7 protein-coding genes and 1 pseudogene are annotated in these 8,680 nt (G+C 70.1%); all 8 read right to left on the bottom strand.

What is annotated here, in order from left to right; translation table 11 throughout:
- A pseudogene (locus R1101_RS0111215) lies at positions 1 to 749 on the bottom strand (imidazolonepropionase); the annotation flags it as partial.
- 57 nt (positions 750 to 806) lie between these two features.
- Positions 807 to 2,249, bottom strand: coding sequence for a purine-cytosine permease family protein (locus R1101_RS0111210; protein ID WP_016933523.1), 1,443 nt, complete (start codon positions 2,247 to 2,249; stop codon positions 807 to 809).
- A gap of 180 nt (positions 2,250 to 2,429) precedes the next feature.
- Complete coding sequence (locus R1101_RS0111205; RefSeq protein ID WP_016933522.1) at positions 2,430 to 3,794, bottom strand: FAD-binding oxidoreductase; 1,365 nt, start codon at positions 3,792 to 3,794, stop codon at positions 2,430 to 2,432.
- 32 nt (positions 3,795 to 3,826) lie between these two features.
- On the bottom strand, positions 3,827 to 4,903 hold the full coding sequence (locus R1101_RS0111200; RefSeq protein ID WP_016933521.1) for a histidinol-phosphate transaminase: 1,077 nt from the start codon (positions 4,901 to 4,903) through the stop codon (positions 3,827 to 3,829).
- Positions 4,900 to 6,459 (bottom strand): histidine ammonia-lyase, encoded by a 1,560-nt coding sequence (hutH, locus tag R1101_RS0111195; RefSeq protein WP_016933520.1) that lies wholly within the window; start codon positions 6,457 to 6,459, stop codon positions 4,900 to 4,902. The genes R1101_RS0111200 and hutH overlap by 4 nt, the downstream gene beginning before the upstream one ends.
- Positions 6,460 to 6,612: 153 nt before the next feature.
- Positions 6,613 to 7,401 (bottom strand): IclR family transcriptional regulator, encoded by a 789-nt coding sequence (locus R1101_RS0111190; protein ID WP_005517410.1) that lies wholly within the window; start codon positions 7,399 to 7,401, stop codon positions 6,613 to 6,615.
- A 126-nt stretch (positions 7,402 to 7,527) separates the two neighbouring features.
- Positions 7,528 to 8,193 (bottom strand): IclR family transcriptional regulator, encoded by a 666-nt coding sequence (locus tag R1101_RS0111185; RefSeq protein WP_016933519.1) that lies wholly within the window; start codon positions 8,191 to 8,193, stop codon positions 7,528 to 7,530.
- A 50-nt stretch (positions 8,194 to 8,243) separates the two neighbouring features.
- The coding region (locus tag R1101_RS0111180) for a CoA transferase (protein ID WP_016933518.1) at positions 8,244 to 8,680 on the bottom strand (437 nt) is incomplete at its 5' end.

Here is an 8,680-nt window from a genome sequence, read left to right as displayed (position 1 = left end):
GCACCCATCTCGACGGCCAGCTGCACCCCGGGGCCCTCACCCAGCTGGTTGCCGTGCACGCGGGGGATCAGACCGTGCGCGACACCGGCGGCGAGGACCGCGCGGGACTGCTCGAGAGTGAACGCGCCGCGCTCACAGAACACGTCGATCCACTTCGCGTACGGGGCGCATGCCGGAATCATCTCGTCGACGGCCATGGTGACGTACTCGTCGCCGCGGCCCGCGTACTCGGGCGGCGGGACGTGCGCGGCCAGCAGCGTGACCTCGTCGGTGAACCGGCCCGCGACCTGCACGCTGCGCAGCTCGTCCCGGGTGCTCTGGCCGTAGCCGCTCTTGATCTCGACGGTCGTGCTGCCCGAGCGCAGCGACTCGTCGAGCAGGCGTCGCACGTTCGCGGCGAGTTGGTCGTCGCTCGCGGCCCGCGTTGCCTCGATCGTGGTGCGGATGCCGCCGGCCGCGTACTTCTCGCCCGACATGCGCGCCGCGAACTCCTCGGCCCGCTCCCCGGCGAACACCAGGTGCGAGTGGCTCTCGACGAAGCCGGGCAGCACGGCCCGGCCCCCGAGATCGAAACCGGTGTCGGCGGCCGGGGCGTCCGCGGAGTCACCGACCCACGCGACCACGCCGTCCTCGAACACCACCGCTGCGTTCTCTCGGACACCCAGCGGCCCGTCGCCCAGCGAGGGGTCGTTGGTGACGAGGGTGCCGATGTTCGTCAGTGCGGTGGTCCGGGGACCGGTCGTGGTCACGTGAGGCTCCTAGGTGACTTTTCTTCGAGGGGTGGATCGGTGATCGGGTGGCCGGGGTCAGACCCGGCTGTCGACCATCGAGGTGTGGGCGGGGTAGATCATCTCGGCCGGCGGGTTGTTGGTCCGCTTGGCGACCGGGTAGTAGATCGCGCCGGTGAGCACGATGCCGACGATCCACGAGATGTCCGCGCCGCCGAGCATGTCGGTGATCGGGCCCGTGTACATCTTCTGCGCGAGGAACGGGATCTGGGCGAGCACGCCGATCGCGTAGACGATCAGGGCCGGGGCGTTCCAGGCTCCGTAGCGGCCCTTGGGGTCGTACAGCGCCGGGATGTCGATGCGTTCCTTCGAGATCAGGTAGTAGTCGATCAGGTTGATCGCACTCCACGGGGTGAACACCATCAGCAGCACCAGGACGAAGTTCTTGAAGTTGTCCAGGAAGTCGGCGCTCGCGGCGATCGCGATGAACATCGAGATGACGGTGAAGCCGAGGATGTAGAACGAGCGGGCCTTGGTCGAGATCTGTGAACGGCCGTCGAACGCGGTGACGGTGGTGAGGATCGACATGAAGCCGCCGTACGCGTTGAGCACGTTGACCGTCAGCTTGCCGGTCACGATCACCAGGTAGATCAGGAACGCGATGATCGCGGGCCCGGCGAGGTCGCCCATGAAGCCGACCTGGTTGCCGAGGAAGGCGTCGCCGGCGACGGCCGCGACGAGGGCGCCGAAGGTCATCGACCACTGCGATCCGATGACGCTGCCGAGGAAGGTCGACCAGAACGTGGTGCGCTCGCTGGTCTCGCGGGGCAGGTAGCGGGAGTAGTCGGCGACGTACGGGCCGAAGGTCAGCTGCCAGCCGGCGCCGAGCGAGATCGCGAGCAGGAACGTCACGAAGTCGAAGTCGACGATGCCGACGTAGTCGAGCACGTCGTACTCGAGGAAGAGGCGGATCGCCAGGTACGTGAAGCCGACGATGCCGACGAAGGTCGCGATCTTGCCGACGATGTGGATCAGCTTGTAGCCGGTGACGGCGACGAACGCGGTGAGCAATCCGAAGATCACGATGCCGATCCAGGCGCTGTCGAGGCCGAGGACCTTGTTCACGGCCTGGCCCGCCAGGACCGTGCCGGTGGCGGCGAAGCCGAGGTACATCAGGATCACGAGCACGAGCGGGATGACCGCGCCCTTCACGCCGAACTGGGCGCGGCTCGAGATCATCTGCGGCAGGCCCATGCGGGGGCCCTGCGCCGAGTGGAGGGCCATCACGGCGCCGCCGAAGACGTTGCCGATCAGCAGGCCGATGATGGCCCACAGGGCGTCGGCGCCGAAGACGACCGCGAGGGCGCCGTCCACGATCGCGGTGATCTGCATGTTCGCGCCGAACCACAGCGTGAACTGGCTACGGGGCGTGCCGTGGCGCTCGTCGTCGGGAACGACGTCGATGGTGCGCCGCTCCGGGGTGAGGAGCACCTCGGAAGTGCTGCCGTCGTCGTGTGTCATTGGGCCTGCTCTTTCTGCGGTGACCGCACCCTGCGGCGGGGTCGACTTCCGGGGGTGATGCCCACCTTCTTCGATGCTTGTGCGCTGGATCACGCCATGCCGATGGGAAATGTATAGGCCTGTATATACAGGCCTGTCAACATCCAGGTTTGTATCCGGATTGTTTGTCCTGGTAACCGGTCAGAAGCCCTTCCCGGGATTCATCAGACCGAGCGGATCGAACGCGGCCTTCACCGCGCGATGGATGTCCAAACCTGTCTCTCCCACTTCGAGCGCCATCCAGCGTCGTTTCAACACCCCGACGCCGTGCTCACCTGTAAGGGTGCCACCCAGCTCGAGCGCGCGCCGGAACACCTCGTCGGCAGCGGTCCAGACGGCGTCCGGGACCGACCCGTCGGCGCGGCGGTCGAACACGAACGTGGGGTGCACGTTGCCGTCGCCCGCGTGCGCGACCGTCATCACCGTGACGTCGTGCCGGCGCGAGATCTCCTCGATCGACTCGACCATCTCCGGCAGCCGGGAGCGCGGCACCCCCACGTCCTCGACCAGGCACTGTCCGAGGCGTTCGGCCGCCGGGTACGCGAGCCGACGGATCTCGAGCAACTGGGCCGACTCGGCGGGGTCCTGGGAGAGCGCGACGAAGTCGGCACCCGCCTCGGAGAACAACCGTTCGATCGCGGCGGCGGCCTCGTCGGCATCGGGGCCGTCGGCCTGTGCGATGAGCATCGCCTCGGTGCCGGCCTCGAGACCGATGCGCTTCCACTCGTCGATCGCGACGAGCGTCGCCCGGTCGATCAGTTCGAGCAGGCTCGGTCCGATCCCCGCGCGCACCACCGCGGCGACTGCGTCCGCGGCGGACCGCAGCGACGGGAAGCTGCCGACGATCGTCGCGGGTTCCCGGGACGGCCGCGGCCGCAGGCGCACGGTCGCGCCGGTGACGATGCCGAGCGTTCCCTCGGAACCGACGAGGAGCCCGGTGAGGTCGTAGCCCGCGACGCCCTTGACGGTGCGGTGACCGGTGTGGAGGATGCGGCCGTCGGCCAGCACCACCTCGAGGCCCAGGACGGAGTCCCGCGTGACGCCGTACTTGACGCAGCGCAGCCCGCCCGCGTTGGTGGCGATGTTGCCGCCGATCGTGGAGATCTGGAAGCTGCTCGGATCGGGCGCGTACATCAGGCCGTGCTCGGCGGCCGCCCGGTCGAGATCGGCGTTGACGACACCGGCCTGCACCACCGCCAGTTGATCCGCGGGATTCAGCTCGACGATGTCGCGCATGGCCGCGGTGGACACCACCAGGCAGCCGTCGATCGCGGTGGCGCCGCCGGCCAGTCCGCTGCCTGCGCCGCGCGGCACCACCGGAACCTTGTGCGCCGTCGCCCATTTCAGGGCCGCCGCAACGTCCTCGGTGGAGTCCGCGACGAGCACGGCCAGGGGCAGGCCGGGAACGGCCAGGTGCGCCTCGTCCCGGGTGTAGGCGTCCATGACGTCGGGGTCGGTGACGAGCCGGCTCAAGCCGAGCGCGTCGGCGAGGGCGTTGAGAGACATCGGGTTTCCTCGTATCGGTCGGATCGTGGTGTTCAGCCGGCCGGCTGAGCGGTGAAGTGGTCGACTGCGGCGAGCACCGCGTCCTCGGCGTCCCGGTCTCCGACGGTCACGCGCACGCCCTCGCCCGCGAAGGCGCGCACGGACACCCCGTGCGCGACGCAGGCCGCTTCGAGTTCCGCTGCGCGGTCTCCGATCGGGATCCACACGAAGTTGCCTCCGCTGGTGGGGGTCCGGATGCCCCTGTCGGCCAGCCCGGAGCGCAGGTGCCGGCGCCCGTCCCGCACCGACTCGACGATCCGGTCGGTGTGCCCGGCGTCGGTGAGCGCGGCGCACGCCGCGGCCTCGGCGACCGAACTGAGGCCGAACGGCGGGGCGGCGGCGTGCAGGGGAGCGGCGACGGCGGAGTCGGCGATCGCGTAGCCCACGCGTAGGCCCGCCAGGCCGTACGCCTTCGAGAACGTCCGCAGCACCACGACGTTCGGGTACTCGCGCAGCAGTTCCACGCCGTCGACCTGTTCCTCGGCGAACTCGCGGTACGCCTCGTCGAGGATCACCAGGACGTGCGACGGCACGCCGTCCAACAGTCGACGCACCTCGGCCTCGGTGAATTCGGTGCCCGTCGGATTGTTCGGGTTGCACACCAGTACCGCGCGGGTGCGGGGCGTCACCGCGGCGATCATGGCGTCGACGTCGTGCCGGTGCTGCGCGTCCAGTGGTACCGGAACGGCTGTGGAACCGGCGATCCCGACGAGAATCGGATACGCCTCGTAGCTGCGCCACGCGTGCACCACCTCGGTGCCCGGACCCGTGTACGCCGTGAGGACCTGTTGCAGCAGTGCCAGGGAACCGGCACCGGTGAGCACCGCGTCGGCCGGAACGGACAACCGCTCGGCGAGTGCCGCGACGAGGTCGTCCGCGAACAGCGTCGGATACAGGTGCCCGTGCTCGCCCGCGCGGGCGATCGCCTCGACGACGGCTGGGGAGGGGGCGATCGTGGATTCGTTGCTCGACGCCCGCCAGCGGACCGTCGCGGCGCCGGACGCCTTCGAATAGGCGGGCAGCGCATCGATCTCGGGCCGGGCCCGGGGCAGCGCGATCGTCCGGGTCACTGCAGGGCACCGATCTCGTGCTCGGCGGCGGCGACCAGCGCGCCGGAGGCGGCCAACGTCACCACCTGCTCGATCTCCGGTGCGAGGAACCGATCGGTGCCCGGCCCGGCCACCTGCTCACGCACGGCGCGGACCACCGCGCCGGTCCCCGGCGCGGGCTGCAGCGGGGCACGCAGATCGATTCCTCGTGCGGCGGTGAGAATCTCGATCGCGAGGACGCGGGTGAGTCCGTCCACGGCGCGACGGAGCTTGCGGGCGCCCGACCAGCCCATCGACACATGATCCTCCTGCATCGCCGACGACGGAATGGAGTCGACGCTCGCCGGCGTCGCCAGCCGCTTGAGTTCGGAGACGATCGCGGCCTGCGTGTACTGCGCGATCATCAGGCCGCTGTCCACACCCGGGTCGTCGGCGAGGAAGGGCGGCAGTCCGTGGTTGCGGGCGACGTCGAGGAACCGGTCCGTCCGGCGCTCGCTGATGCTCGCGACGTCGGCCGCGACGATCGCGAGGAAATCGAGGACGTACGCCACCGGCGCGCCGTGGAAGTTGCCGTTGGATTCCACTCGGCCGTCGAGCGTGACGACGGGATTGTCGACGGCGGAAGCGAGTTCACGGTTCGCGACCGTACGGGCGTGCTCGACGGTGTCGCGGGCACCACCGGCCACCTGCGGCGCGCAGCGCAGCGAGTAGGCGTCCTGCACGCGGGTGTCCTCGGGGCCGGCGTGGCTCGCCACGATCGGCGAATCGGCCAGCAGCCGCGCCATGTTGGCCGCCGCGGTGGCCTGGCCGGGGTGCGGGCGCAGCGCCTGCAGATCCGCGGCGAACACGCGATCGGTGCCCAGCAGGCCCTCGACGCTCATCGCGGCCGCGATGTCGGCGAGCTTGAGCAGGTGGTCGAGGTCGGTGACGGCGAGCGCGAGCTGGCCCAGCATGCCGTCGGTGCCGTTGATGAGGGCCAGCCCCTCCTTCTCGGCGAGGACGACCGGGGTGAGGCTGTGTTCGGCGAGGGCGTCGGCGGCACCCGACAGCCGTCCGTCGGCGGTACGGACAGTGCCCTCACCGGTCACCGCGAGCGCGACGTGCGCGAGCGGCGCCAGATCACCCGAGCAACCGAGGCTGCCGAACTCGTGGACCACCGGCGTGATCCCCGCCGTCAGCAGGTCGGCGTACGCCTGCGCCACCTCGGGCCGCACACCCGTGCGTCCCGTGGCGAGCGTGGACAGGCGCAACAGCATCAGCGCACGGACGACCTCGCGCTCCACCTCGGGACCGGATCCCGCCGCATGGGAGCGGACCAGGCTGCGCTGCAACTGAGTTCGCATCTCCTGCGGGATGTGCCGGGTGGCGAGCGCGCCGAAGCCGGTCGACACGCCGTATACCGGGCGGGGGTCGGCGGCGAGGTCCTCGATGCGCGCCCGCGAGCGCGCGATCTCGGCGAGGGCGTCGTCGGTGAGGCGGACCCCGTGGCCGCGGCGTGCGACGTCGACGACGTCCTGGATCGTGACGGGTCCGAGGCCGACCTCGACGAGATCGGTGGACTGGGTGGTGAGCGTCATGGGGGACTCCGAAGGAAAGGTACGGCCCGGCGAACGCGGCGGCCGTGAAGATTGTGTCTCGTATACGAGACCATAGTCTCGTATGTAAGACAAGAGGAAGGCGGGTGTCGGTCGAATCGGCGGGTTCGGTCAGGCTCGGGAGGCTCGGAGCGCTCAGGCCTCCAGGGACTCCTCGATCATGCGGTCGCTCAGGCTGTCCGAGAAGTGCGCGGCCGCGTCCGTGACGAGCCGGGCCAGCTCGGTGGTCTCGGCATCGCTGCGCGCGCCCGTCAGGTACGCGACACCGAGCGCGGCGACAGGACGTCCGTCCCGGGTGACGACCGGGCTCGCGATGCACGTGACGCCGTTGGTGGTCGAGTCGTGCTCCACCGAGTACCCCAGTTCCCGATCGGCCTTCGACAGGGCGCGCAGGTCGTCGAGGGACGTCGGCCCCTCGCCGGTGCGGGTGGGCCAGGTGTATCCGGCGTACAGGGCGCTGAGCTGCTCGGGGTCGAGGCGTGCGAGAATCGCGCGTCCGACCGCCGTCAGATGAGCGGGCAGCCGGGTACCGACCTCGGTCACCAGACGCACGCCGGGCTTGAGCGGCTCGCGCTTGTCCAGATAGATCACGTCGGTGCCCTGCAGGACCGCGAGGTGCGAGGTCTCGTCCGCGGCCTTCGTGAGCGCGACCATGTGGCGCTGCCCCTCGCGGTGCAGCGGCCCGGACCGCATGTACGACGCGCCCACCTCGAATGCGGACACTCCGAGCGTCCAGGCCCGCTGATCGGGCCAGTAGGAGACGAACCGCCGGTCTCGCATCACGTTGAGCAGGTGGTGCGTCGTGCTCTTGGGTAGGTCGAGAGCACTCGCGATCTCGGTCGCGGCCATCGGCACTCCTCGCCGGGCGAGCAGGTCGAGCACGTCGAGTACCCGCTCCGCGGACTTGACCCGGCTCGTCGACATCGAACGTCCCCTTCCGATCCCGGCCCGAACGGCCGGCGTGCCGCGCCATTGTCCTGGCCGGCGTGCCGCGCAATTGTCTCGGATACGAGACTGCGGTGCCAAACTTCTACGACGGGACCGTGAGTTCTACGACGAGACCGTGCGCCCCAGTTCGGCCGACAGTCGCGCGCAGCGCTCGACGAGGACCTGCCCGTGCCGGGCGCAGACGTCGTCGTCGAGACGGAACGTCGGCCCGACGACGCTCAGTGCCCCCACGATCCGGCCGATCGCGTCGTAGATCGGAGCGGCGACGCCGGTGGAGTGGTCCTCGATGGTGTCGTGGGCGATGGCGTAGCCGTCCGCGCCCACCTCGCCGAGCAGGGCCGCGCCCACCGCGGTTCCGACGAGGGGGACGGTCTGGCCGACCCACCCCATGTGCCGGATCGCGTGGGTGCCCTCGATCTGCCCCATGTACAGCGCCGTGCCGCGGGGCCCGGGAGCCGACAGGTACGTCGACTCCCGGGTGATTTCGGCGATCTCGGCCATGGCGGGCTGCGCCCGCAGGAGCAACTGGTTGTCGGCGATCGCTTTCGCACCGATCTGCAGCAGCCGTGGGCCCACCCGGTAGACGTTGTCCTCGCCGCGGAGCACGAACTCGGTCTGCTCGAGGCTGCGGATGAGCCGCAGCGCCGTGCTGGTCGCGAGGTCGGTGGTCTTCGCGGCGTCGGCGAGGGTCAGTCCGCCGTGCTCGATGATCGCGCCGAGCAGTTCGAAGGTGCGACTGACACTGCGCGTCACGTCACCGGGGGCCATGCGTGTCTCCCATGCCGAGGGTGTCGACCGATCGGCCGACGCCCGAGAATCTATCGCGAGCGGGCCTCGCCGAGAATCTCGTCGTGGTGCTCGTCGAGGAGCGGGCTGCGTCGCACCGCCGGGCGCGCACTGTCACCGAAGACGACGGGCTGCCGGACGTACGACACCGGGCCGGCCTTGGGATGCTCGAACGTCTCTACGACGCCGCGGTATCCGGCCTGGTCCGAGCCGAGTGCCTGCTGGACGTTCCACACCTCGGAACCTGCCAGTCCGGCTGCGTCGAGCAGATCGAGGACCTCGCTGACCGTGCGGCCGGCCGCCCACGACTCGATCTCCTTGCGGAGCGCGGGTTCGTTCTCGGTGCGCAGCGCGTCCTCGGTGAACCGGGGATCGGTGATCAGTTCCTCGCGACCCATCGTGCGGGCCAGCGTCTGGAAGCCCTTCTCGCTGGCGATCGCAAGCACGAACAGGCCGTCGTCGGCGCGGT

This window comes from Rhodococcus sp. R1101 (assembly GCF_000278445.1).
GTDB classification, from domain to species: domain Bacteria; phylum Actinomycetota; class Actinomycetes; order Mycobacteriales; family Mycobacteriaceae; genus Rhodococcus; species Rhodococcus gordoniae.
Note: the sequence above shows the minus strand (reverse complement) of the source record. Positions and strands in the feature narration are given on the sequence as shown.

Coding starts and splice junctions, on each gene's coding strand:
- R1101_RS0111210 (WP_016933523.1), bottom strand. CDS start 2,249: ATGACACACGACGACGGCAGCACTTCCGAGGTGCTCCTCACCCCGGAG.
- R1101_RS0111205 (WP_016933522.1), bottom strand. CDS start 3,794: ATGTCTCTCAACGCCCTCGCCGACGCGCTCGGCTTGAGCCGGCTCGTC.
- hutH (WP_016933520.1), bottom strand. CDS start 6,459: ATGACGCTCACCACCCAGTCCACCGATCTCGTCGAGGTCGGCCTCGGA.
- R1101_RS0111190 (WP_005517410.1), bottom strand. CDS start 7,401: ATGTCGACGAGCCGGGTCAAGTCCGCGGAGCGGGTACTCGACGTGCTC.
- R1101_RS0111185 (WP_016933519.1), bottom strand. CDS start 8,193: ATGGCCCCCGGTGACGTGACGCGCAGTGTCAGTCGCACCTTCGAACTG.